At 72.2% G+C, this 24438-nt stretch carries 20 protein-coding genes and 1 riboswitch; of the genes, 9 read left to right on the forward strand and 11 right to left on the reverse strand.

Annotated features, from left to right (window positions below):
* Nucleotides 1-50: 50 nt before the first annotated feature.
* A complete protein-coding gene (locus tag ABZ459_RS34975; RefSeq protein ID WP_357979537.1) occupies nt 51-1067 on the reverse strand; it encodes a hydroxyacid dehydrogenase in 1017 nt (338 codons plus the stop codon).
* Nucleotides 1068-1090: 23 nt separating this feature from the next.
* On the reverse strand, nt 1091-4075 hold the full coding sequence (locus ABZ459_RS34980) for a LuxR C-terminal-related transcriptional regulator (RefSeq protein WP_357979539.1): 2985 nt from the start codon (nt 4073-4075) through the stop codon (nt 1091-1093).
* Between the two features lie 290 nt (nt 4076-4365).
* On the opposite strand from ABZ459_RS34980, the gene ABZ459_RS34985 reads away from it, so the two are divergent.
* Entirely contained in the window at nt 4366-5886 is a 1521-nt protein-coding gene (locus ABZ459_RS34985) for a long-chain fatty acid--CoA ligase (protein WP_357979541.1), read from the forward strand.
* A 19-nt stretch (nt 5887-5905) separates the two neighbouring features.
* Here the strand turns inward: ABZ459_RS34985 and ABZ459_RS34990 are convergent, their stop codons facing one another.
* The 3 genes from ABZ459_RS34990 to ABZ459_RS35000 form a co-directional block, all read right to left on the reverse strand.
* Nucleotides 5906-6913, reverse strand: a complete 1008-nt coding sequence (locus tag ABZ459_RS34990; RefSeq protein ID WP_357979543.1) for an endonuclease/exonuclease/phosphatase family protein — start codon at nt 6911-6913, stop codon at nt 5906-5908.
* Nucleotides 6914-6994: 81 nt separating this feature from the next.
* Nucleotides 6995-7585, reverse strand: coding sequence for a hypothetical protein (locus tag ABZ459_RS34995; RefSeq protein ID WP_357979545.1), 591 nt, complete (start codon nt 7583-7585; stop codon nt 6995-6997).
* 218 nt (nt 7586-7803) lie between these two features.
* Nucleotides 7804-8592 (reverse strand): hypothetical protein, encoded by a 789-nt coding sequence (locus ABZ459_RS35000; RefSeq protein ID WP_357979547.1) that lies wholly within the window; start codon nt 8590-8592, stop codon nt 7804-7806.
* A 320-nt stretch (nt 8593-8912) separates the two neighbouring features.
* Between ABZ459_RS35000 and ABZ459_RS35005 the strand changes: the two genes are divergently transcribed.
* Nucleotides 8913-10691: a hypothetical protein gene (locus ABZ459_RS35005; protein ID WP_357979549.1), complete on the forward strand. Its 1779-nt coding sequence runs from the start codon at nt 8913-8915 to the stop codon at nt 10689-10691.
* Nucleotides 10688-11050, forward strand: coding sequence for a hypothetical protein (locus ABZ459_RS35010; RefSeq protein WP_357979551.1), 363 nt, complete (start codon nt 10688-10690; stop codon nt 11048-11050). The genes ABZ459_RS35005 and ABZ459_RS35010 overlap by 4 nt, the downstream gene beginning before the upstream one ends.
* A gap of 37 nt (nt 11051-11087) precedes the next feature.
* Here ABZ459_RS35010 and ABZ459_RS35015 read toward each other — a convergent pair whose 3' ends face one another.
* The 5 genes from ABZ459_RS35015 to ABZ459_RS35035 all read right to left on the reverse strand — a co-directional run bounded on the left by ABZ459_RS35015 (nt 11088) and on the right by ABZ459_RS35035 (nt 18920).
* Entirely contained in the window at nt 11088-11726 is a 639-nt protein-coding gene (locus ABZ459_RS35015) for a GPP34 family phosphoprotein (RefSeq protein WP_357979553.1), read from the reverse strand.
* Complete coding sequence (locus tag ABZ459_RS35020; RefSeq protein ID WP_357979555.1) at nt 11723-13120, reverse strand: APC family permease; 1398 nt, start codon at nt 13118-13120, stop codon at nt 11723-11725. Before ABZ459_RS35020 ends, ABZ459_RS35015 begins: the two co-directional genes overlap by 4 nt.
* Before the next feature lie 222 nt (nt 13121-13342).
* Nucleotides 13343-15637, reverse strand: coding sequence for a chitinase C-terminal domain-containing protein (locus tag ABZ459_RS35025; RefSeq protein ID WP_357979557.1), 2295 nt, complete (start codon nt 15635-15637; stop codon nt 13343-13345).
* Between the two features lie 120 nt (nt 15638-15757).
* The gene (locus tag ABZ459_RS35030; RefSeq protein ID WP_357979559.1) at nt 15758-16801 is read right to left on the reverse strand and encodes a PP2C family protein-serine/threonine phosphatase; all 1044 of its coding nucleotides are present in this window, start codon (nt 16799-16801) and stop codon (nt 15758-15760) included.
* A gap of 160 nt (nt 16802-16961) precedes the next feature.
* Nucleotides 16962-18920 (reverse strand): glycosyl hydrolase family 18 protein, encoded by a 1959-nt coding sequence (locus tag ABZ459_RS35035; RefSeq protein ID WP_357979561.1) that lies wholly within the window; start codon nt 18918-18920, stop codon nt 16962-16964.
* Nucleotides 18921-19162: 242 nt separating this feature from the next.
* On the opposite strand from ABZ459_RS35035, the gene ABZ459_RS35040 reads away from it, so the two are divergent.
* Together ABZ459_RS35040 and ABZ459_RS35045 are read left to right on the forward strand one after the other, a co-directional pair.
* On the forward strand, nt 19163-19510 hold the full coding sequence (locus ABZ459_RS35040; RefSeq protein ID WP_357979563.1) for a luciferase family protein: 348 nt from the start codon (nt 19163-19165) through the stop codon (nt 19508-19510).
* Nucleotides 19511-19771: 261 nt separating this feature from the next.
* A riboswitch (cyclic di-AMP (ydaO/yuaA leader) is annotated at nt 19772-19910 on the forward strand.
* Between the two features lie 13 nt (nt 19911-19923).
* Nucleotides 19924-20637 (forward strand): CHAP domain-containing protein, encoded by a 714-nt coding sequence (locus ABZ459_RS35045; protein ID WP_357979565.1) that lies wholly within the window; start codon nt 19924-19926, stop codon nt 20635-20637.
* A 52-nt stretch (nt 20638-20689) separates the two neighbouring features.
* Here the strand turns inward: ABZ459_RS35045 and ABZ459_RS35050 are convergent, their stop codons facing one another.
* Nucleotides 20690-21238 carry a TetR/AcrR family transcriptional regulator gene (locus tag ABZ459_RS35050; RefSeq protein ID WP_357979567.1) on the reverse strand — a complete coding sequence of 183 codons (549 nt, stop codon included), beginning with the start codon at nt 21236-21238 and terminating at the stop codon, nt 20690-20692.
* A gap of 97 nt (nt 21239-21335) precedes the next feature.
* Here ABZ459_RS35050 and ABZ459_RS35055 point away from each other — a divergent pair, with 97 nt between their 5' ends.
* Genes ABZ459_RS35055 through ABZ459_RS35070 form a run of 4 tightly spaced genes read left to right on the forward strand, consistent with a single transcriptional unit; the run spans nt 21336 to nt 24312 of the window.
* Nucleotides 21336-21833: a nuclear transport factor 2 family protein gene (locus tag ABZ459_RS35055; RefSeq protein WP_357979569.1), complete on the forward strand. Its 498-nt coding sequence runs from the start codon at nt 21336-21338 to the stop codon at nt 21831-21833.
* 10 nt (nt 21834-21843) lie between these two features.
* A complete protein-coding gene (locus ABZ459_RS35060) occupies nt 21844-23067 on the forward strand; it encodes a Tm-1-like ATP-binding domain-containing protein (protein WP_357979571.1) in 1224 nt (407 codons plus the stop codon).
* Nucleotides 23067-23882 (forward strand): phosphoenolpyruvate hydrolase family protein, encoded by an 816-nt coding sequence (locus ABZ459_RS35065; protein ID WP_357979573.1) that lies wholly within the window; start codon nt 23067-23069, stop codon nt 23880-23882. Before ABZ459_RS35060 ends, ABZ459_RS35065 begins: the two co-directional genes overlap by 1 nt.
* 16 nt (nt 23883-23898) lie before the next feature.
* Nucleotides 23899-24312: a cupin domain-containing protein gene (locus tag ABZ459_RS35070; RefSeq protein ID WP_357979575.1), complete on the forward strand. Its 414-nt coding sequence runs from the start codon at nt 23899-23901 to the stop codon at nt 24310-24312.
* Nucleotides 24313-24438 lie beyond the last annotated feature (126 nt).

Below are 24438 nucleotides of genomic sequence, written 5' to 3' on the forward strand. Positions count from 1 at the left end.
TCAGCCGTGCATCGGTGAAATCACCGGTCTCGTGCCGCGCGCCGTCCGGCTCAGGCGCTCACGCCGAGGTCGCCGGCGGTCACCGGGGCGCGCGGCGGACGGCCCGACACGTGCCGTTCCAGCTCGTCGAGCGCGCTCTCGCTCAGCCGCCGGGTCTCCGAGCCGAGCGAGCCGGCGACGTGCGGGGTGAGCATGACGTTGGGCAGGTCGTACAGCGGCGAACCGGCCGGCAGCGGCTCGGGGTCGGTGACGTCGAGGATGGCGTCGATCCGGCCGGCCACGCACTCGCGCTCCAGCGCGGCGGTGTCCACGACCGAGCCGCGGGCGGTGTTGATCAAGGTCGCGCCGTCGCGCAGCAGGGCCAGCTCGGCGGCCCCGATCAGGTGACGGGTGGCAGGGAGCGCCGGGACGTGCAGGGTGAGCACGTCGCAGCGGGCCAGCAGCTCGGGCAGCGCCACCAGGCGGGCGCCGGCCGCGCGCACCTCGTCCGCGTCCGCGTACGGGTCGGCGACCAGCACCTCGGCCGGCTCCAGCACGCGCAGCAGGTCCACGACCCGGCGGCCCGTCCGCGAGAAGCCGACGACGCCGACCGTCCTGCCGCGGTTGGACAGCTCGCCGCGGCGGGCCAGGTAGGACCGGTCCTCGCGGTGCAGGCGCGCGTCCTGGGCGAGGAACGGGGCCTTCTTCCCGGCGAAGACGATCGCGGCCAGGGTGAACTCGGCCACCGGGATCGCGTTCTCGGCGGCCGCGGTGGTGACCACGAGGCCGCGGCGCCAGACCTCGTCCGTGACGAACCCGCGTACCGAGCCCGCGCAGTGGAAGACCGCGCGCAGCCGGGACGCCTCCGCCAGGCGCTCGGCGGTCAGCGGCGGGCAGCCCCACGACGTCACCAGCACGTCGGCCGCGTTCAGCGCGCGCCGTGCCGCGGGCGCGTCCAGATCGGCGGTCGAGACGGGGTCGCCGACCTCGGCCAGCTCGCGCAGCCGCCGTAACTGCGGCTCGTGGAACTGCTCGGCGAAGCTGGCGGGGTCCATGACGAGCAGGGCACGCGGACGTCGTACGTTCACCTGGGTCCTTCCGGCGGCATCGCTCAGGACATGAACCTGACCAGCTCCACCCGTGAGCGGATGCCGAGCTTGCTGAAGATGTTCCTGAGATGGTGCTCGACCGTGCGCCTGCTGAGGAAGAGCTGCTCGGCGACCTCCTTGTTGGTGGCGCCCGCGGCCACCATGCGGGCGATCTGCGCCTGCTGCGCGGTGAGCTGCGACACCGTCGCCTCCGCGGCCGGGCGGACGGGCTCGCCGGAGGCCCGCAGCTCGGCCCTGGCCTGCTCGGTCCACAGCCGCGCGCCGTGCCGTTCGAACGTCTCCAGCGCCGTGTGCAGGTGGTTCCTGGCCGCGCCGGGCCGCCGGTCGCGCCGCAGCGCGCTGCCCAGCAGCAGGTGCGTACGGGCCGACTCGAACGCGCAGACGCCCTGGCCGTGCAGCCGCAGGGCGTCCCGGAACAGCTCCTCGGCCTCGCCCGGACGCACCGACAGCAGCGCCCGGCAGCGCGCGACCAGCGCCCGCAGGTCGGGGCTGCGCGTGCTGCCGACCCAGCGTTCGAGCACCCGCAGGGCGGCCGCGGCCCGCTCGCGGTCGCCGGTGCGGGCGGCCGCCTCGATGTAGTGCGGGGTGGACATGACCCTGATGACGACGTGGTGGTTGCGCCGCTCGGCCCGCAGCCTGCCGGCGGCGTCGGCCACGCGGCCCGCGGCCAGGTCGAGGCAGGCCAGCGCCCAGTTGCCGACCGCGCCTGCCAGGCCCAGCTCGTGGGCGTCGGCCAGCTCGATGGCGGCGTCCGCGCGGATCCTGCACGTCTCCTGGTCGCCCTCCACGGCGGCGCTGATCGCCAGCCAGGCCAGGTGCTGGGCGGCGGTGTTCAGCTGGCCCGTCTCGCGGGCCAGCCGCAGGCCCTTCGCGGCGGTCGCGGCGACGGAGGCGTACCGGCCCATCCAGACGTCGGGGTAGATCGTGAACTCCAGGAGCTGCGGCACCGCCGACGCGGCCCCGCGCAGCCGGGCCTCCTCCACGGCCCGCGCCGACAGCCGGTGGGCCACCGCGTCCTCGCCCAGCAGCATGCCCGCCACGCAGGCCCAGGTGAGCACGGCCGGGTCGTGTACCGACCCGGCCAGCTCCAGCACCCGCCGCAACGGCCCGGCCGCCTCCTGGTGCAGGCCGCTGAAGGTGTGGGCCATGCCCGCCAGGTACTCGAACATGAGCTGCGCCGGCGCCGACTCGTCCGGACGCCGCAGCGCCGCCGCCTGCCGGGCGATCGCGATGAACGCCCGGTTGTCGCCCGCCCGGTAGCTGGCGTCCGCCGCGCGGACCAGCGCCCGCACGCCGAGCAGGCGGTGGCTGTCCAGCAGCCGGCGGGCCGCCGCCAGCAGCTCCTCGCGGGCGCTGCCGGTCTCGCCGCCCAGCAGCTCCAGGCTGCCGCGCAGGAGCTGGACGTGGCCGCGCAGCTCCTCGGGCGCGCCGGGCGACCTGAGCCGGGCCAGCAGGGAACGCGCGGCCAGGGGACGTCCGGACACCCAGGCGTGCCTGGCGGCGGCGGCCAGCCGCTCGGCCTTGACCGCGGGATGAGCGGTCAGCTCGGCGGCGCGCTCCAACGCCAGATAGGGCTCGGGGAACCCGGCACGACGCTCGGAGGCGAGGCACGGCTCAGAGCTCCCGGCGGTCCACCGCACGGCCAGCGCCGCCCGCGCCAGCTCGTCCCCCACCTTCTCCTCACCAGCCCCCGCCCAAGCCCGATGCCAAGCTCCCCGCAACCTCCGCCACCCATCCACCTCCACAAGACCCCCGTCCGGGACGCCCGTTCCCGGGCCGGGCGCCTCCGCGCCGGCGGCGTTCGCGGGCAGGCTCCGGGGCGGGGTGAGCAGGTCGGCGAGGAGGCGGTGGGCACGGCGGCGCTCGGCCAGCGACGCCGCGTGGTAGGTGACCGCCCGCATCGCGGGTTCCAGGAACACGAACGTGTCCCCGTCGGCCCGCAGGACGCCCGCCCGTTCGGCCGGTTCGAGCACGGACAACGCGCACGCCGGGGTCGCCGCCCTGGCCAGGGTCGCCACGTCCAGGGCCGGATCGGCGGCGATCAGCAGCGACAGCCACCGCGTACGCGCGGGCAGCCGGGTCAGCACGCCCGTGTGCTCCCGCCACAACCGCCCACCAGGAGGCAGGACGGCGGGCGGCGCCGCGAGCCCGGCCCGCTGGTCGGGGGTGAGCGCACCGATCAGCTCGCGCAGCGCCAGCGGGTTTCCGCGGGCGATCTGGTCGAGCGCGGCCGACAGGTCCTCGGCGAGTCCGCCGGGCACCAGATCCGCGGCCAGCTCCCGGACCGCCGGCCCGTCAAGCCCGCGCAACTCCCGCGCGGGCACCCCCTCGAACCCCGGCCTCGCCCCGCCGTCGAACCCCTCGGGCTCCCGCTCGCCGTACGGGGCGGGACGGGAGGGCGGGGGAGGGGCGGTGTGGGGCGTCGTGCCCGGGGTGAAGGCGGAGGTGCTGGTTGGCGGCGGTACGTCGGGGGCCGGGGGTCTGGTGGTGAGGAGCATGGCGATCGGTTCGCAGGACAGGCGGCGGGCCACGAACGAGAGCGCGTCCAGGCTCGCCGCGTCCAGCCGGTCGGCGTCGTCCACGCAGGCCAGTACGGGACGCTCGGCGGCGACCGCCGACAGCAGCCCGAGCACGGCGGCGGGCAGTGCGAGCCCCGTCCCGCAGGTCCCGGACTCCAGGGCCTCGGTCAGCGCGCGGGCCTGGGCGGCCGGCAGCGCCGCGACGGCCGCGGACACCGGCCTCAACAGGCCGTGCAGCCCCGCGTACGGCATCCGCGACTCCGACTCCACCCCCGACACCCGCAGCACCCGGAACCCGGAGGCCCGCGCGGCCGCCAGGTCGAGCAGGGCCGTCTTGCCCATGCCTGCCGCGCCGGTCAGCAGCAGCGCCCCGCCGGAACCGGTCCGGGCGTCGTCGAGCAGCCGCAGCAGGACGTTCTCCTCCGCGCCGCGGCCGCGTAACACGGGAACGCGCGTGACTGGGGACACGCCGTCCAGTGTCACGCGCGGGTGCCGCCGCTGAAAGGGCCCGCCACCGACGGAAACCACCGACGGGCGGCCCCGCCCAAGCCCCCAGCCATCGCACCGACCACTCCCGGACGTGTCACCATCCCTGGGCGTCCGGCCCACCTGCCCCAGCCACCCCACCGACAGTCCCTGGGCGTCCGGCCCGACCACCCCAGCCCGCAGGAGAGGGGATGGGCGGGAGAAAGTGTGGCATTCCGGGGACAGCAAGCGCTTGGTGACCTACCTTGAGTCCTGACCGTCAAGGAGTGCCGATGCGGAATCAGGGGCTTGGGTCATGGCCGGCACGCAGGGCGCGGATGACGCCCGCCCGGCCCGCCGTCGGTTACCCGGGAATCGACCGCACCTACGGCGACCTGTACGACCGGGTCACCCGCCTGGCCCACGGGCTGGCCGGCCTGGACGTGGGCCGCGGCGACCGGATCGCCTATCTCGGGCCCAACCACCCGTCCCTGGTGGAGACGTTCTTCGCCGCGGGGCTGCTGGGCGCGGTGTTCGTCCCGCTCAACGCCCGGCTGGCCCCGCCCGAGCTGCGCTTCCTCCTGGACGACTCCGGTGCCCGCGTAGTCGTCCTCGGCGAGGGCGAGGGCGAGGGCGAGGGCGAGGGCGAGGGCCGGGACGGCGGCGGCCTGCCCGGCCGGCACCTGAGCCAGGACGCCTTCGAGGAGCTGATCGCCGGCGCGCCCGCCGACCCCGTGGACGAGCCGGTGAGCCAGGACGACATCTGCCTGATCATGTACACCTCCGGCACCACCGGCCGCCCCAAGGGCGCGATGCTCACCCACGGCAACCTCATCTGGAACGCCGTGAACCTGCTGGTCGACGTGCCGCTCGCGCACGACGAGGTGACGCTGGTCAGCGCGCCGCTGTGCCACATCGCGGCCCTGGCGCAGACACTCGTGCCGACCGTGCTGAAGGGCGGCAGGGCGCTGCTGGAGCCGTCGTTCGGGGTGGACAGGACCTTCGACCTGGTCGAGTCCGAGCGGGTCACGATGATGTTCGGCGTGCCGACGATGTTCGCGGCCCTCGCGCGGTCGCCGCGCTGGGCGGGCGCCGACCTGTCCAGCCTGCGGCACCTGCTGTGCGGCGGAGCGCCGGTGCCCGAACCGCTGATCAGGACGTACCGGGAGCGCGGGCTGCCGTTCCTGCAGGGGTACGGCATGACGGAGACCTCCCCGGGCGCGCTCTTCCTCGGGGCGGGGCACCCGAACGCGGGGCTCGGTTCGGCCGGGGTGCCGTGCTTCTTCTCCGACGTGCGGCTGGTCGCCCCCGACGGCTCGCCCGCCGCCCCCGGCGAGCCCGGCGAGGTGCACGTCCAGGGCCCCAACGTCATGCCCGGCTACTGGCGGCGTCCGAAGGAGACGGCGAAGGTGTTGTCCGCCGACGGCTGGTTCAGGTCGGGCGACATCGGCGTGGCCGACGAGGACGGGTACGTCCGCATCCGCGACCGGATCAGCGACATGTACATCTCCGGCGGCGAGAACGTCTACCCGGCCGAGATCGAGAACGTGCTCCATGCCCATCCGGCGGTGGCCGAGTGCGTGGTGATCGGCGTACCGGACGAGAAGTGGGGGGAGACCGGCAAGGCGCTGGTCGTGCTGCGGCCGGGCGCGAGCGCGGAGCCCGAGGAACTGCTCGCCCACCTGGACGGCCGCCTGGCCCGCTTCAAGATCCCGAGATATCTGGAGCTCGTCCCCGATCTGCCGCGGAACGGCGCCGGCAAGCTGCTCAGGGCGTCCCTCAGGAAGCTGCACGGGCAGCAGCAGGGGCGGTGACCGTACGGGGAGCGGCGGGTCAGCCGATGGCGGGCAGGCGCAGGTCGGCGAAGACGCCGCGGTGGTCGGTGCCGGGCACGTCGAGGATCTCCGTACGGGCCACGCCCACCCGGCGGTCGGCCAGCACGTGGTCGATCGTGATGATCGGCGGTATCGCCCTGCCGCTGGGCCAGGTCGGGACGAGCCCCTTGCCCACCTGGTCGGCCGCGTCGACGTAACCCCGGGCCAGCAGGTCGCGGAAGGCGCGGTGGTCGAGGGTGGCGTTGAAGTCGCCGGCCAGGATCCTGACCACCGACGGCGAAGGGGACGGCAGCGCCTTGAGCGAGGCGTCCCACTCGTCCGCCATCCGGCCCAGTGGCGGGTTGGGGTGCACGGCCACGACCTCGACCTTGCCGCCCGAGGGCAGGGAGAGCGTGGCGGCCGGCATGTTGTGGCCGATCGGGGTGAACAGCCCCCGCCGCGGCCGCAGCGGGTGCTTGGCGAACAGGCCGCTGCCGATCGCGCCGTCCGCGGCCTGGAGCACCCGGTACGGGAGCAGCTTGCGCAGCCCCGCCTGGTCGAGCCGCCGGACCGCCTCCGGGGTCAGCTCCAGCGCGCTGAACACCTCGATCTCGTACGTGCGCACCAGGCGGACCACGGTCTCGGCGTCGGCCCGTCCGAACAGGTTGACCGACAACACCCGCAGCGGGACGCCATCGATCACTTTGCCCGCCTCCACCCCGGACGTCCTCGGGATCAGGCACGCGATGAACACCATGCCCACGAGCGCCGCGGACAGCCCCGCCGGACGGTTGCGCCTGAGCATCGCCAGCAGCGCGGTCAGCGCGGCCAGCCCAGCGCCGATCGGCGTCACCGTCATGAGCTGGATGAGGAAGGAGCCGGTCTCCAGGCCGCCGACCCGCAGCGCCGCCCAGGCCGCCAGCAGCGCGACCACCGTCCAGGCGAACCAGCGCCTGCGCCGCCGGGGCGAGGGACGCTTGCCGGCGGATGCGCGTTCGGCCGTCGCGCTCGCTCCCCGTTGATCCACAGCATGAACCATAGGGCAGTGGCGGAGGAGCCGGACCGGGGCCGGTCAGCCCGGCTCGACCCAGTGGGTCGGTTCAGTGGCTCACCGCGCCGACTCGGCCCCGGCCTTGACGGCGAGGAGCTGCCTGCGCATCGCGACGAAGTCGCCGACGTCCGTCATCGCGACGTGGGCGGCGCCGCGTACGGTGGGCTCGCCGCGCATCCGGAGCCGGTAGACCAGCCGGGTGCCGCCGCCGGTGTCGCGGAGCGCGATGGAGCAGGTCGTGGTGGCGTCGGCGCCGCGGTCGGCCAGCACGAGGCTGTGCGGGGCCTCGATCCGCTCGACGACGAAGCCGCCGCCGTCCATGACGTCGCCGGGCTTGAGGTCGTGCGGGGGCTGCGCGGACTCGCCGGCTGCTTCCGTCCGTACATCCGGCCCCGTGCCGGAACGGGTGCCGGGGCCCGGGTAGCCGCCGAGCCGGACCACCCAGGCCCAGACGACCGCCGGCGGCGCGTCCACGGTGACGGCACGGGTGGCCTGGAGCTGGGGGAGCGGCACGACGTCGTCACCCGGCAGGTCACCGTGCACCTCGCTGTCGGTCGCGCCCCAGCGCAGGTGCCAGGGACGCACGGCGAGCAGGTACCCGGCCGCCGCACCCGCGGCCAGCCGGAACAGACGGCGTGGCAGGATCATCGCAGCACTCCTTCGTGTCTCTGACGAGACGTGTCGCTGGACGGAACGTGTCACCGACGGTGCATGTCACCGGCGGTGCGTGTCACCGGTGTTGTCGTCACCGGAGCCCCTGCCGGGACGTGCCGCCGGAGCCCCTGACGGGACGTGTCGTCTGCGGACCTCTCGTTGATCGGCGCTCGGAATTACGGTGCTTATGCCTGAATTATGGGCCAATATGGCTAGATCTGGTCAGCTTTCCATATTGTCAGGCCATATGTCTCCGCTATCGGCCGCCACGCCTGCGCGAATTGTGCCTTGGCCGTCTGTGCGGCCTCCGATCTGCTGAGACCGCGCCGGTAATCGCGGTCGTCCGAGACCGGGCCGGTGCAGCCGCCCGCCAGATGGCGCCGCGCCCAGGACAGGAAGGCGGTGTCGGCGTCGTAGGAGGCGTCGAGCGCGGTGATGAGCGTCTGCTTCAGCGCCGCGCCCTCGGGCAGGGCCGTCACCTCCAGCGTCCGGGCGGCGGCGAGCTGGTCGCGGCGGCTGGCGGTGATGTCCTCGATCGTGGTCACGCCGGCTCGGCGGCAGCCGGTCGCGTCCGCGATCGCCGCCGACAGGCTGGAACGGGTGGAGCTGCTGCTGGACAGCAGCTCGTCCACCTGCCCGGCCTGCCCGGCCGCGCCTGCCGTGGGGTCCGCGCTCGGCGTCGGGTCGGCGCTGGCGGCCGGGTCGTCCGCGGGGGTGGCGTCCCCGGTCGGCGGGTCTTCCGTCGCCTCGTCCGACGCCTGAGGCTGGACGGCCGACGGCGTGCCGCCCGAGCTGCCGCCCGCCTCCGCCGGGGCGGACGGGCGGCTCCCGGCCACCCACCAGACCAGCACCGTCGTCGCGCACGCCGCCGCCACGCTGACCAGCACCACCGGCCGCCGCCACCCCGGCGGACGCAACCGCGAGGGCGGCGGCGGATGCTCGCCCTCCAGCGGCCCTCGCGAAAGGTCGGCGAACGCCCCCTCCCCGGCCGAGCGCGCCACCGGCGGAACACCGCCGGCACCCACGCTGTGGGGTGCGGGGGGCGAGGTGGCGGGGGGTGAGGGGGCGGGGAGGAGGGCGCCGCAGCGGGGGCACTGTGTGAGGGCGCCGGTGTCGCTGCCGCATCGCCCGCACCGCCCCCCGGCGCCTGAATGGTGGACCAATACGCCCTCCCGTAATGCTCCGTAAAGGGAAGAATTTCGATTTATCGGGCTTTTGTCCCGAGCTTCACTTCTGGTGAACGAGACTATTTGATAACAACGAGCCCCCCAAAGCACTCGTCCCTCATAAGCTCGGCCGGGTTCACCGACGAAGGAGGGTCATGGCCGTCGACAGCTCCGGCGCCACCGGCTCGACGCGGGACACCGCGGCCCACCCGGGCGTGCCCCGCATGAGCAACGTCACCCGCTACCTCAGCGCCGCCGCCTACCTCGACAGCGGGTTCCGCGACCGGGTGCTGGGCGAGCTGATGTTCGACCCCTACCGCGCGGTCCCCCCGTCCTACGGCGGCTTCGACCTCATCCCGGTGATCCACCACTGCCGGCGCTCGCGCTCGATGCTCGTCGTCCGCGACGCGCTCATCACCGTGTTCTTCCTGGTCGGGTTCGTGATCTCGCCGTTGACCACGATCGCGTGGTTGGCGACGCTCGTCCCGCTGGTGCTGCTCACCTCGGGGCGGCTCCGGGGCGGCTCGTTCGTGCTGCGGGCCATGCTCTGGGCCTGGTCCGCTGGCATGGCCCTGCTCCTGCTGCTCGCCGGGTTCTCCACCGCGCTGTCCGTGCTGCTGCTGCAGAGCTTCTCCAGCTCCTCGTTCTACGACGACGGCCCCTCCTACGGCCTCGCCGACGTCCTGACCCAGGGGCTCGGCACGCTGGCGCTGGCGATGTCCGTGCCCTTCACCACGCTCGGGGTGGCGCTGGTCTACCGGATCGCGACGTACATGACCCTGGCGGGCACGCTGCGGCCGGGCGCGCCCGAGCCGGTCACCGGCGCGACCGGCCCCCGCACCGCCCATCGGGTCGACTACGTGCGCAGCGCCCAGTGGGGCAACATCACCATGTACGCCAACGAAGACGCCTTCATGGGCGCCGGATCCATCGCCAGGAGCTGGTCGATCGCCGTGGAGCTCGACCGGGTGCGCGGCCGCGAGGGCCCGCCGCGCCGCCAGGACGACCCGGTCGACATCGACCCCGTCGAGCTGCACGCCTTCGTCCGCGAGCGGCTGAAGGACATGCGCGACCGCGTGCTGCGTCCCAACGAGGGCATCCAGCGGCTCGACATCGGCGACCACGTCGTCGCCAGGGGCATCTTCACCGTGGCCGACTGGCACCAGGGCGGCGCCCCGGTGTCCCATCCGCTGATCGGCAAGAACGGCCTGCCCAGGTCCCACGCCACGCCCGAGGAGATCGAGGCCGTCGTCCGCCATCCGCAGGGCGGCGTGCGCTACTACCAGCGCGTCACGATCAACAACGCCGGGCAGGAGATCCGCGACCGCAACGGCCGGCTCGTCGCGCCCGCCGAGGACCAGGAGGCGCTGACCTCCGCGTTCATCTACCTGGCCGTCGAGGGCCGGATGCTCTACACCCAGTTCGTGGTCACCGTGCTCCCGCCCGCCTACGGCCCTTACCACGTGGTCGACCGGCTGCCCACGATGACCGGCGGCCGCATCGCCTGGGAGGCGGTCAGGTCGTTGAAGCTGCGGCTGCTGCGCGACGTGCTGGCCGCGCCCGCGCGGCTGGCCCGTACGGGGGTGCAGGCCGTCCGGCAGAACGTGCTGGCGCCCGACCCGCGCAAGCACATCGTCTACCCCTACGGCGCCCGCTTCAGCGTCCGGGAGCTGGGCGCGAGCGACGACCTGCAGACCCACATCCAGGTGCTCGACGTCTCCAAGTACGTGCGGATGATCGAGCAGCGGCTCACCGAGGCGGTCCTCGACTTCCTGGAGGACAAAGGCGTGGAGACCGGCGCCTACCGGTTGCAGGCGGCGAGCGTGACCATGAACACGCTGTCGGTCAGCGGCGGCGCCACGGTCAACGGCCCGGTCGCCTTCGGGCACCAGGCCGCGGCGACGGTCAACAACCTGGGAGGGCAGGGCGCGTGACGAACGAGGAGACCCCCATGCCGGGCTCGTACGGCGTGCACATCAGCGGCGGCGAGGTGAGCGGCCCGATCGCGGTGGGCCCGCACTCCCGCGCCACGGTCAACAACCTGGGCGGCGCGGCCCCCGGCGAGGCGGCCCGGCTGCTCGACCGGCTCGAACGCCTGCTCGCCGAGCACGAGGCGCACGTGACCGAGCCCGCGCGGGCCCGCCGGGACGTCGCCGACGTGCGGCAGGAGATCGAGCAGGCCGACCCCGACCGCTCCCGCGTCATCGACGCGCTCAAGCGGCTGTCGGCCCGCGCGGCCGAGGTGTCGGTGATCGTGGAGGTCGTCGGCCAGATCCGCGAGCTGTTCGGCTGACCCCGGCGGCCCCGCCCGGAGAGCGGGCCGGGCCGGGTCAGCGGAAGACCGCGACCGCGGCCTCGCCGAGCATGTCGTCGATCAGCTGCACGACCTCCCTGACGACGGGGGAGTGCTCGCCCGCGATCTCCCGGAGGCGTTCGACGAGCCGGGCCGAGGGCTGGTCGAGGTAGAGCTCGGCCTCCAGCCGCAGCGCCCCCACCAGCCCGCACAGCGCCGCGCCGCGCCCGTCGGGCTGCTTCCAGCCCTCCACGGCCGAGCGCACCCCGGCCGAGGCGCGCACCACCGAGGCGATGTCGGCGAGCTGGTAACGCGTGTACGGCAACATGCCCATGCGCCGCCTGGTCACCATGACCAGCACGCCCGCGGTGACCAGGCTCTGCCGGGTGCGGTCGTAGGCGTCCTCGGCCAGCTTCTTGATCCAGAACCTGGCCTCCCCCTCGGCCCGGTCGCGGGCCATCAGCGGGACGAGGGAGTCCACGACCACGTCACCGACCGGGGTGGGGTCGGCGACGGTGATCCGGCCCTGCCCGACCGTGACGCGCCCGCTCAGCGCCAGGTCGAGCAGCACCGCCCCGGCCAGCCCGAGCGCCATCGAGTGCTGGTGCACCAGGGGCTTGCCGGACTGGTCGTGGCCGATGAGGAACAACTCGTGGTGGAGCGGTGGCCGCGTCACGGTGACCGGATCCCGGTCAGGCCGGCCTTCTCGTCGCCGTCCAGCACCGGGCGGCGGCCGCGGGCGTACAGGATGCCGAGGACGACGACGCCGACGGCGAGCCAGATCAGGCCCACCCGCTGGGCCAGGATGTTGGCGTTGACGATCACGAAGATCAGGATCGCCATGCCGATCAGCGGCGCCACCAGGTGCGACCAGAAGTCGGACGAGCGCTGCCTGACCCGGTAGTGGACGATCACCGACACGTGCAGCACGACGAACGCGATCAGGCCGCCCATGTTGACCAGGCTGCTCAGCAGGCCGACGCCCTCCTTGAGCTGCGAGGCCCACACGCCGATGCCGACGGACAGGGCCGAGACGAGCAGGATGGCGTTGGCCGGGACCGAGTGCTTGATCGACACCTTGGCGAGGAAGGCCGGCAGTTGCCGGTCGCGGGCCATGGCGTACAGCAGGCGGGAGACGGCGACCTGGGCGACCAGCGTGTCGGCGAAGCCCCAGGAGATGGCGGTGGCCGTCGAGGTGACGTGCCGCAGCCACTCGCCGCCCGCCGAGGCGGCGGCGTCGTAGAAGGCGGTCTCCGAGCCGGTGTTCAGCAGGCCCGCCGGGTCGGGCACCACCAGCGCCGCCACCCAGACCTGGGCGACGAACAGCAGCCCGGCCAGGATCAGCGCCAGCCGCATGGCCCGGGCCACCTGGGCCGACCCGCCCGCGGACTCCTCGACGAGCATGCTGATGCCGTCGAAGCCGAGGAAGGACAGCACCGCGACGGAGACCGCGGCGAAGATCACCGGCCAGGAGAAGGTGTCGGGGTTGAACAGCGGTGAGAGGCTGAACCCGTGGCCCCTGCCCTGGAGCAGGGCCCAGATCCCGATCAGCACGAACAGGCCGAGCACGATCAGCTCGCAGGTGATCAGCACCTTGGTGAGGGTGATCGTCATTCGGATGCCGCGCAGGTTGACCACCGTGTTGACGGCCACGAAGATGAGCAGCCACCCCCAGACCGGCACCCCCGGCACGCTGTTGTTCATGGCGATCGAGGCGACCAGGTAGAGCAGGCTCGGCACGAGCAGGTAGTCGAGCAGGATCGCCCACCCGGTCATGAAGCCGACCGACGGGGCGATGCCGCGGCCCGCGTAGTTGTAGACCGACCCCGACAGCGGGAAGGCCTTGACCATCTGCGCGTAGGAGGCCGCGGTGAACAACATCGCGACCATGCCCACCAGGTACGCCAGGACGGGCATGCCGCCCGAGGCCTTGAAGACCGGGCCGAAGATCGCGAACGGCGCGATCGGCACCATGAAGATCAGGCCGTAGAACACGAGGTCGGTCAGTCCGACCCCGCGGCGTAATTCCTGACGGTAGCCGAACTGCTCGATGCTCTCCTGAGGTTGCACGACAGCCTCTCCATGTCGTCCATGCGGGGGGGTGACGGGCCTCGGTATACGCATGGGGTTACGGATACCGGTGGGGCTCGATCTGGCGATCCTTCCGTAGCCCACGGTCACGTCGCAAGAGGCTGCTCCAGGTGGTTGCGTACCTGACCTCGCCGGAGGGGCCCGCGCCGGCACGCGCGGGCGGGACGCGCGCCGTCCCGCCCGCCGGCCGGCGGCGCCGCCTCAGCAGGCGCCGACGTCCTTCCAGACGCCCCACTCGCCGGTGGTGCCGGGCTCCTGGCCCTGCGTCCACCACTTGGCCTCCCACGTGTGGGCCTTGTGCGAGACGCGCTGGCCGCCGGTGTAGACGGCCGTCGCGCTCCAGGCGGGCGCGGTGCAGGCGCCGCCGGTCGGGGTGACGGTCGGGGTCGGGCTCGGGCTGGGCGCGACGCCGCCGCGCGCCAGGTCCTGGACCAGCCCGTACGTCCTGCCGCCGAAGGTCAGCGTGTAGTTCGCCTGGCCGGGGACGGGCAGGTAGTACACGTAGTCGAGGGTCACCGACGCGCCGGGGGCGAGCGTCTGCCAGGAGGGCAGCTTCACCGAGACCCGGTGGAAGTCGCCCTTGAGCCCGCCGATGTTGTTGCCGGTGTGCTCACTGCTGATCACCCGCAGGCCGAAGCCCGACTGGTCCTTGGCGTTGTTCGGGGCGGAGGTCGCGTAGTCCCACTGGAACTCCGCGCCGCCCGGGATGGTGGTCTGCGTCTTGTTGGTGATGACGAGCTTGGGGTTGATCGGGTAGTTGCTGTCGCCGGCGGGGAAGCCGGTGGCCTCGATCGTGACGTCCACCTTCTCGTTGGGGACGGTCACCTTGGCCTTGGCCGCGCCGTACGGGGTGGCGGTCCTGAGCTTGTCGTAGAGCAGGCCGGTCAGGGTCTGGCCCATGAAGTACTCGCCCTTGGCCGCGTCCCAGGCGTAGTCGCCGGCCAGCTCCCAGATCATCACGCCGCCGATGCCCTGGTTCCTGACGTAGTCGGCCTTGGCGCCGAGCGACTGGTCGTCCTCGGTGGACAGGAACACCTTCTTGGTGGCGTTCCACAACCAGGGGGCGGTCAGGGTGGCGTTGTAGTTGCGGGTGTAGGTGCCGGTGAGCCGGTCCTCGGGGTCGCTCGCCGGGTCCAGGCCGTAGGCGGGGCCGTAGGAGCCGGCGATGCCCTTGGCCAGGTTCATGGCGTGCCACATGGGGTTGGAGCCGGCGCCGACCTCCTTGCCGTTCTCCTCGTCGTGCCACAGGTTGTCGATGCCGCGGGCGCCGTCGCCGCAGGTGGTCAGGCCCTGCGGGCAGCTGCCGCTCGGGCCGTTGGAGGTGCCCCACAGGCCGTTGGTGCCGCCGTTGACGTTCTTCCAGCCGCGCGTGTAGTACGGCACGCCGATGTTGATCCGGCCGGCCGGCATCGCGCCGCGGAAGTAGTGGTAGGCCCAGTCGGTGTTGAGGTAGCCGAGGCCGCCGTACTGGGCGGCGGTGTAGACGCCCCACTTGGCCAGCTCGGCGTCCTTGCCGTCGTCGTACAGGGCGGCGTTGGGGCCGACGAACTCGTTCCAGGCGCCGTGCAGGTCGTAGGACATGATGTTGACGTAGTCCAGGTACTGGGTGACCTGGAAGGTCTCCATGCCGCGCAGCAGGTAGCCGGAGGCGGGGGCGGCGACGGTCAGCATGTAGTACCTGCCGTCGGCGGCGGCCGCGGTGTCCAGCTTCTGGCGCAGCGTCTTCATCAGGGCCGCGTAGCCCTTCATCAGGCTCGACCTGCGGGCGTTGGCGATGGTCCAGTCGAGCGGGTTCCCCGCGTCCTTCATCGAGGTCGGGTACTCGTAGTCGATGTCGACGCCGTTGAACCCGTACGCGCGCACGAACGCGACGACCGAGTCGGCGAACGTGCCGATGCCCGCCTGGTTGACCGAGCCGTCGGCGTTGGTGGTCATCGAGTAGAAGCCGCCGGAGGGCACCCGGGTGCCGTTGGCGTCGAAGTAGCCGCCGGTCTCGGCCCAGCCGCCGACCGACACCAGCGTCTTGGTGCCGGGGAACTGCTTCTTGTACTTGTTCAGCAGGTTGAAGTGGCCCTTGTAGGAGTAGGCCGGGTCCATCTCGGCGCCGGCGACGCCGGGCCACTCGGTCGCGGTGGCGTTGGCGTCCACGGCGATCTTGTTGCTGCCGTCGACGTGGGCGAAGGCGTAGTTGATGTGGGTGACCTTGCCCCACGGGATGTTGCCGGCCAGGTAGGCGGGCTGGCCGTTCTTGCCGGTGCGCCAGCTGGTGAAGTAGCCGATGATACGGCGGGGGTGGTCGGCCCCCATCTTCTCGCGGCCGTCCTCGTCGTAGGCCAGGCAGTAGGGGACGTCCACGCCGGGGGTCTGGTAGAGGCCGTCCGGGCGGCAGGCGGCGTTGTCGGCCGCGGCGGTGGCCGTACCGGCCAGGGCTCCGGCGATGAGGACCAGTGAGGTGCCGCACGCGGCCAGTGCCGCGCGTAGGCGTGTGGGCTTCAAGGCCACCTCCGATGGGGCATGACTGGGGGGTTGATCGGAAGGTAAGCCTGGTGACCAGGGCCGTCAATGCTCTCTGTTAGGAAACTTTCTTAATAGTTGCCGTTCGGGCGCTCGGGCGGGTCACGATCCGGTCCGGCGCAGGATGAGCACCGCGATGTCGTCGCGCGGGGCGCCGTGCGTGAAGGTGTTCAGGTCGGCGGCCAGGGCCTCGACGGTCCTGGCCGGCGGGTCGCGGGCCCAGGAGCGCAGCCGCTGCTCCAGCGGGTAGAAGGAGCCGTCGCGGTCGCGGGCCTCGGTCACGCCGTCGGTGCACAGCAGCAGCGAGGCCCCTCGCGGGAAGGCGAAACGCGCGCCGTGGCGCGGCTCGCCCGCCAGCCCGGCCAGGCCGAGCGGCACCTCCGGCTCGCCGAGCCAGAGCTGCCCGGCGTTCCCGCCGTGGATCAGGTACGGCGCGATGTGCCCGCAGTTGACCGCGTCCACCTCCAGCTCCGGGCCGATGTCCAGCAGCAGCGCGGTGACGAAGCGCTCGGGCTCCCCGGTGTGCGCGGCGAACCTGTTGTGCCTGATCACGGCGTCCTCCAGGGCGTCGGCCACGCCCATGAGGCTGATCTCGCGGTAGGCCGCCTCCCGGAAGGCGCCCAGCACGGCCAGCGCGGCGCCGATCGCGGGCAGCCCCTTGCCCTGCACGTCGGCGATCATCACCCGGGTCCCGTACGGCGACGGCGCCACCTCGTACATGTCGCCGCCCACCATCGTGTCCTCCTCGATGGGCTGGTAGAGGCCGTCCACGACCACGTCGAGCGAGCGCAGCGGCAGCGGCCTGACGAGCTGCCGCTGCAACGCCGCGGCGGCCGAGCGCAACCGGCGGACCTCCTCCTCGCGCTGGATCCGGTAGCTCGCGCCGACCACGCTCATCAGCCCGAACGCCGCGGTGAAGCCGGAGACCTCCAGGTTCGTCCGCAGGTTGCCGCCCAGATAGGCGACCGAGGCCGAGACCACCGCCAGCACCCACACCGACGCGACCGCCGTCTGCCACACCGAGCCCAGCCCCGACACGATCGCGGGCAGGAAGATCAGCACCGGCACGAGCTCCGCGCCCCCGCCGGTGAACCTGTCCAGCCCGACCACCAGCGCCGTGATCCCGATCAGGCCGACCAGGAACACCGGTGTCGTGAAGAAGGGCCGCCTGTGCCCGCCACCCCAGAGAATCGTCGTTCACCCCCGGTGACCAGCTTCTCCCAAGGCGTCCGCGTTCCGTCCTCCGGCGCGCCGGAGACGGCGAAGGGCCGGCCCCGGAACCCGGGACCGGCCCTGACGTGCGAACTTACCCGAGGCCGTTCTTCATGGCCGTGAGGAGTTCGGCGTTGGTGGTGTCACCGCTGAGCTCCCAGAAGAACGCGCCGCCGAGGCCCTGGTTCTTCGAGTAGCTCATCTTGCCGCCGATGGTGCTCGGCGTGTCGTAGCTCCACCACTGGTTGCCGCAGTAGGCGTAGGCCGTGCCCGCGACCGTGCCGGTGGACGGGCAGCGGGTCTTGATGACCTTGTAGTCCTCGATGCCCTGCTCGTACGTGCCGGGCGCCGGGCCCGTCGCCGTGCCGCCGGGCGCGGCCTGGGTCACGCCGGTCCAGCCGCGGCCGTAGAAGCCGATGCCGAGCAGCAGCTTGGCGGCCGGGACGCCCTTGCTCTTGAGCTTCTGGATGGCGTTGTCGGTGTAGAAGCCGGGGACCGGGATCTTGTCCCAGGTGGTGAGCGGCGAGTGCGGGGCGGTCGGGCCCTGCGCGTCCCAGCCGCCGAAGAAGTCGTACGTCATGACGTTGTACCAGTCGACGTACTGGGCGGCGCCGCCGTAGTCGGCCGCGTCGATCTTGCCGCCGTCGTTGCCGTCGGCGGTGATGGCCGCGGTGACGAGGTTGTTCGCGCCGAAGCGCGAGCGCAGCGCCGACATCACGTTCTTGAACGCCGCCGCGCCGCTGGTGTCACAGGTCAGGCCGCAGGCGTTCGGGTACTCCCAGTCGATGTCGATGCCGTCGAAGACGTCGGCCCAGCGGGGGTCCTCCACCAGCTTGTAGCAGGAGTCGGCGAAGGCCGTCGGGTTCTGCGCCGCCTGGCCGAAGCCGCCGGACCAGGTCCAGCCGCCGAAGGAGAAGAGCACCTTCAGGTTGGGGTACTTCTTCTTCAACTTGCGCAGCTGGTTGAAGTTGCCGCGCAGCGCGCCGTTGTCCCAGGTGTCGGCGACGCCGTCGACGCTCTCGCCCGCCTGGTAGAAGCGGTCGTAGTCGGCGTAGCTGTCGCCGATCGTGCACTGCCCGTTCTGCACGTTGCCGAACGCGTAGTTGATGTGGGTCAGCTTGGCCGCCGAGCCGCTGGTGTCGATGTTCTTGACGTGGTAGCCGCGCTGGTAGATGCCCCACTGGACGAAGTAGCCCAGCACCTTGTTGCCGCCGCCACCGCCGCCGCCCGTGGTGGTCGCGGTGATCTGGTTGCTGTCGGCCGAGCGGTTGCCCGCCGCGTCACGCGCGCGCACGGTGTAGTTGTACGACGTGTTGGCGCTGAGGCCGGTGTCGGTGTGCGAGGTGCCCGTGACGGTGGTGACCAGGGTGCCGCCGCGGTAGATCTCGTAGCCGGTGACCGCCACGTTGTCGGTGGAGGCGTTCCAGGCCAGCGAGACGCTGCTGTTGCTGACGCCGGTCGAGCGCAGGTTGCCGGGGACCGACGGCGGGGTCTTGTCGTCGCCGCCACCGCCGCCGGTGGTCGTCGCGGAGATCTGGTTGCTGTTGGCCGAGCGGTTGCCGGCCGCGTCACGCGCGCGCACGGTGTAGCTGTAGGCCGTGTTCGCGGTGAGGCCGGTGTCGTTGTACGTGGTGCCCGTGACGGTGGTGACCAAAGTGCCGCCGCGGTAGACCTCGTAGCCGGTCACGGCCACGTTGTCGGTGGAGGCGTTCCAGGCCAGGGCCACGCTCGTGTCCGTGACGCCGGTCGAGCGCAGGTTGCCCGGCACCGACGGCGCGGTCGTGTCGCTGCCGCCGCCACCGGAGACCTTCCACAGCGCCGCCACGTTCGGCGGCTCCCAGCCGGGCTGGGAGGTGTGCGCCTGGAGGCAGACGTAGTCGACGCCGTTGTAGGTGACGACCGTGCCCGCCGTGTAGGCGGTCCACGGGGCCCAGGCCGCCGCGTACGCCACCGTGCTGGCGGAGGCGAGCGCTGGGGCGGCCACGGCCGCGGTGAGGGGCAGGGCCAATGCCGCCATTCCCGCCAGGACCTTGCTCAGAATGGTGTGTTTCATGTCGCTCCGACATCCGTTGGGGGGTGTGTGGGGAGTGGGATGGGAGACTTCTGGGGAAACTATTAGGAAAGTTTCCTTTAAGTTGTGAATCGACGGTAGCCTCTGCCTGGGGGAGCGTCAATACTCATCGGTCAGGTGTCCGTAATCGTGCCGGTCAGACCCCGGACGCGCCCGTTCACGACGGGATAACGGTTCAGGAACGGGGGCTGACGGCGGGGTGAGCCGTGGCTCAGCATTGGAGCGTGGCAGGAATCTCCGCCTGGCGGCGGACGCCCACGCGACGCGGGCCCTACGTGGTCCGCGCGGTCGCGGAGTTACGGTCCTGGCCGTCGCTGAACGTCAGCGGCACCGGTCAGCAGGTCGCCTTCGCCGTACACGGAACCGAGATCCTGCGCCTGGCCGGCCGGGACGAGATCCACGTACGGCTCACCGCCCCCGCCATCGGCCGCCTGGAGCCGTACCTGCGGGAGTGCGACCAGGTCCATGCCTGCCGCGACCGCGCCTGGGTCGCCGTGCAGGTCGACGCGGAGCCCGATCTGGAATTGTTGCTGGCCCTCACGAGCGTGGCGATAAAGGCGCACGTGGCGTGAACCGATTCGGTGCGTAGCGTTTCTCCCACGCACCGTCGAATTCAATGCCGCCATTTGCCTGGGAATTACTCGCCGGGTAGCTTGGTTGTACACAGCCAAACGGGGAGTCGTCCCAGGTAGGGATGGCATTGCCTGGGAATTACCCAAGCTCGACCCGTGTTGTACAGAGTCGATGCGGACATCTCCGCATCCGGGCGTCGCACATATACCTTCAGGCCCTTTCCCGGGCCCGGGAAGACGATGCGTCAGCCCTTTCGCCTGACCAAGAGACCGCTGAATCCGCCTGTGCGCGGAACCGGGGACCCATGTGTCCAATGGGGTGAATCGGCGCCGTGGTGCCGTAGGGCAGCTTCCCGCCCGAACCCGTCAGCTAACCCGGCAAGCGGCACGGAAGCGCAAGGAGTAACACCCTCATGGCCAAGCACCGTCTTCACCGTGCCTACAAGCTCGACCTCGCCAAGATCGCCCTCGGCGCGACCGCCGTCGCCGGCGTGCTCGGCACGCACGCGGCAGTGAACGCCGACACCACCACCGCCCACACCGCCACCCAGACCGCCAAGGTCGCCGGCGTGGCCGCCCAGCCGCACGTCGCGCAGAACCGCGCCGCCGACGAGAGCGCCAAGGGCAAGGTCAACGTCACCGCCGCCCAGGTGCTGGCGACGGCCCGCGCCCAGGTCGGCACCTCCGAGGACGCCAACGGCGGCGGCACCAAGTTCCAGAAGTGGTACGCCGACTCGCAGCGCGCCGCCGAGACCGCCGCGCGTGACGGCGGCAACCGCGCCATGTACCTGAACGCCCCCTGGTGCTCGATGTTCGTCTCCTGGGTCGGCGAGCAGACCGGCGCCCGCCCGCAGGTCGGCTGGGACGCCTACACCGTGAGCCACGCCAAGTGGTTCGCCGCCAACGACCGCTGGGGCACCGAGGCCAAGCCGGGCGCCGTCGTCTTCTTCTCCTGGAGCGGCAGCAAGAGCCTGAACGACATCCAGCACGTCGGCTTCGTCGTCAAGGACAACGGCGACGGCACGATCTCCACGATCGAGGGCAACACCGGCAACGGCAAGGTCGAGCAGCGTGTCCGCCCGACCTCCCAGGTCGTCGGCTACGGCTACCCGTCGTACGCCGCCTGATCCTGCGACGCGAAAGAGCGCACTCCCTGCGGGGGGTGCGCTCTTTTCGCGTTCAGGGCCGCCGGTGCCGGTGGACCAGGGTCGTCGCGGCCTGCCCGGCCGAGCGGGCCGCGCCCGGCTGCTGCGAGATCATCGCGGTCACCGTGGCGCCGTCGATCAGGGTGAGCAACTGCTCGGCGAGCAGGCCGGGATCGCCCGCTCCGGCCTCCTCGGCGAGCGAGCGCAGGTAGGCGCGCAGGCGCTCCTTGTGCTCGCGCACCGCGGTACGGACGTCCGCCGAACCGGCGCCCAGCTCGGCGAAGGCGTTGGCGAACCCGCAGCCGCGGAAGTCGTCCTCGGTGAACCAGCGTTCCAGCCACGCGAAGACCGCCGGGATGCGGTCGCCGGCGTCGGCCACGTACGCGGTGAGCGAGGTCATCCAGCGTTCGTCGCGCCGCCGCAGGTAGGCCACGACCAGCGCCTCCTTCGACGGGAAGCACTGGTAGAGGCGTTTCAGCGAGACGCCGGAGGCGGCCCGGATCTCGTCCATGCCGACCGCCTGCACCCCGCGGCGGTAGAAGAGGTCGCCCGCGGCGTCCAGCAACCGCTGTTCGTGATCCATGACACCCCTCCAGGTGCTTGCCGCGGAGAACGATCGTTCTCTACGCTATCGCACAACCCGGGAGAACGACCGTTCTCTCGATCGGAGAGGACATCTCATGACACGCCCGCCCGTTCCGCCGTTCACCGAGGAGACCGCCCGGATCAAGGTCCAGGCCGCCGAGGACGCCTGGAACACCCGCGACCCCGAGCGCGTCGCGCTCGCCTACACCGAGGACTCCGTGTGGCGCAACCGCGGCGAGTTCGTCACCGGCCGCGCCGAGATCGCCGGGTTCCTGCGCCGCAAGTGGGACCGCGAGCTGAACTACGCCCTGCGCAAGGAGCTGTGGGCGTTCACCGGCGACCGCATCGCCGTCCGTTTCCAGTACGAGTCCCGCGACGCCGCCGGCCAGTGGTGGCGCAGCTACGGCAACGAGCAGTGGGAGTTCGACGAGTCGGGGCTGATGCGCCGCCGGGAGGCCAGCATCAACGACGTCGCCATCACCGAGGAGGAACGCCGCATCTTCGGCTCCCGCCCGCTGTCCGAGCACGACGTGGACGTCCTCGGCATCCGCCACGCGGAGATCGCCGGGGTAAGGTCGGAAGGCCGATCGTAGGAGGTCTGACATGGCGGTTCTGCTGCTGGGCACCCTCGACACCAAGGGGGAGGAGTACGCCCTCGTCCGCGACCTGATCATCCGGGCCGGGCAGGGCGTCGTCCTCATGGACACCGGCGTCATGGGCACCCCGGAGCTGACCGCCGACGTCCCCGCCGAGGCCGTGGCGCGGGCCGCGGGCACCGGCCTCGACCGGCTCAGGAGCGCGGGCGACCGCGGCGCCGCGCTGGCGGCGATGGCGGCCGGGGCCACGGCCCTGGCCAAGGACCTGCACGCCCGCGGCGAGCTGAGTGGCGTGCTCGCGCTCGGCGGCAGCGGCGGCTCCTCCATCGCCGCCGCCGTCATGCGGGCGCTGCCCGTCGGCCTGCCCAAACTGCTCGTCTCGACCATGGTCAGCGGCGACGTCTCGGCCTACGTCGGGGAGACCGACGTGACGCTCATGTACAGCGTCGTCGACGTCGCGGGCGTCAACTCCGTCTCCCGCCGCATCCTGACCAACGCCGCCGCCGCGATCAGCGCGATGGCCGCCTCCTACGACGCCGGCGCCGAGCCGTCCGGGGAGGACAAACCACTGGTCGCGGCCACGATGTTCGGCGTCACCACGCCCGCCGTCGACGCCGCGCGGGCCCGCCTGGAGTCCCTGGGCTACGAGGTGCTGGTCTTCCACGCCACCGGCTCGGGCGGCCGGGCCATGGAGGCGCTGGCGGCCGGCGGCCACTTCGCCGGGGTGCTCGACCTGACCACCACCGAGCTGGCCGACGAGCTCGTCGGCGGCGTGTTGTCGGCGGGCCCCGACCGCCTGACCGCCGCGGGGCGGGCCGGAATCCCGCAGGTCGTCAGCCTGGGCGCGGTCGACATGGTCAACTTCGGCCCGATGGAGACCGTGCCGGAACGTTTCCGGTCACGGCAGCTCCTGGTCCACAACCCGACGGTGACGCTCATGCGCACCACTCCCGCCGAGAACGCCGAGATCGGGCGGGCGATCGGCGAGCGGCTGGCCCGCGCGTCGGGGCCGGTCACGCTGTTCGTGCCGCGCGGCGGCGTCTCGGCCGTCGACGTCGAGGGCGGCCCGTTCCACGACCCGGCGGCCGACGCGGCCTGCTTCGACGCCGTGCTCGCGGCCGTCGCGGGCAGCGCCGTCGAGGTCGTGCGGAGCGACCAGGACATCAACAACGCGGAGTTCGCCGTCGCGGCCGCCGACCGGCTGCACCGGCTGATCGAGAAGGGGGCCTGATGCGTCGCGACGAGGCACTGCGGAGGTTGCGCGCCGAGCGGGAGGCGGGCCGGCTGATCATCGGCGGCGGCGCGGGCACCGGGCTGTCGGCCAAGTCCGCCGAGGCGGGCGGGGTCGATCTGCTCATCATCTACAACTCCGGGCGGTTCCGGATGGCCGGCCGCGGCTCGCTCGCCGGCCTGATGCCGTACGGCGACGCCAACGCGATCGTCGTGGAGATGGCGGGGGAGGTCCTGCCGGTCGTCAAGGACACGCCGGTGCTGGCCGGGGTGTGCGGCACCGACCCGTTCCGGCTGATGCCGCGCTTCCTCGACGAGCTGAAGGACATGGGCTTCACCGGCGTCCAGAACTTCCCGACGGTCGGCCTGATCGACGGTGTCTTCCGGGCGAACCTGGAGGAGACCGGCATGGGCTTCGACCTGGAGGTGGAGATGATCAGGCTGGCCGCCGAGCGCGACCTGCTCACCGCCCCCTACGTGTTCACCCCCGAGCAGGCCACGGCCATGGCGCGGGCGGGCGCCGACATCCTCGTCCCGCACATGGGCCTGACCACCAAGGGCAGCATCGGCGCCGTCACCGCGATCGGCCTCGACGAGGCGGCCGTACGCATCCAGGAGATGCGCGACGCCGCCGTCGCCGTCAACCCCGACGTCATCGTGCTGTGCCACGGCGGTCCCATCGCCGAGCCCGACGACGTGCGCCACATCCAGCAGCGCACGGTCGGCGTCGCCGGGTTCTTCGGCGCGTCCTCGATGGAACGCCTGCCCGCCGAGCGGGCCATCGCCGCACAGGTCCGCGCCTTCAAGCAGCTCTGACCAGGAGGAACCCGCCATGCACCGACGACCGGACGCCCTTCCCACGATGCTCTTCGACTGGGGGGCCATCAAATGGCACGTGACGCCCGACGCCGTGCCGGGCGCCTCCTCCACGTTCGGCGAGGTCATCATCAACCCGAACAAGGGCCACGAACGCCACCTGCACCCCGACTCCGACGAGGTCCTCTACGTCATCGAGGGCGAGGGGCGGCAGACCGTCGGCGACGACCCGGAGTTCCCGGTCAGGGCCGGTGAGGCGATCTACATCCCCAAGGGCACGCTGCACTCCACCTTCAACACCGGATGGCGGCCGCTGCGGATCATCGCGACGTACACGCCGGGCGGGGCCGAGCTGGCGCTGCGCGAGCTGCCCGGTTTCGTGGAGCTCGGCCCCGGCGACCACCCGACCTGGACGGCCGTCACGTCCTGAGCGGCGGGGCGCCGTGCGCGGGGTACGAGCCCGCGCACGGCCTCCGGCCCGCTCGACCTCCATGTGAATGATCGTTCACGTCCGGTCTGTCGGTGGCCTCCGGTAGATTTCCGGGTCTGTTGATCA

It is taken from the genome of Nonomuraea sp. NPDC005692 (assembly GCF_040631115.1).
In the GTDB taxonomy this organism is placed as follows: Bacteria; Actinomycetota; Actinomycetes; order Streptosporangiales; family Streptosporangiaceae; genus Nonomuraea.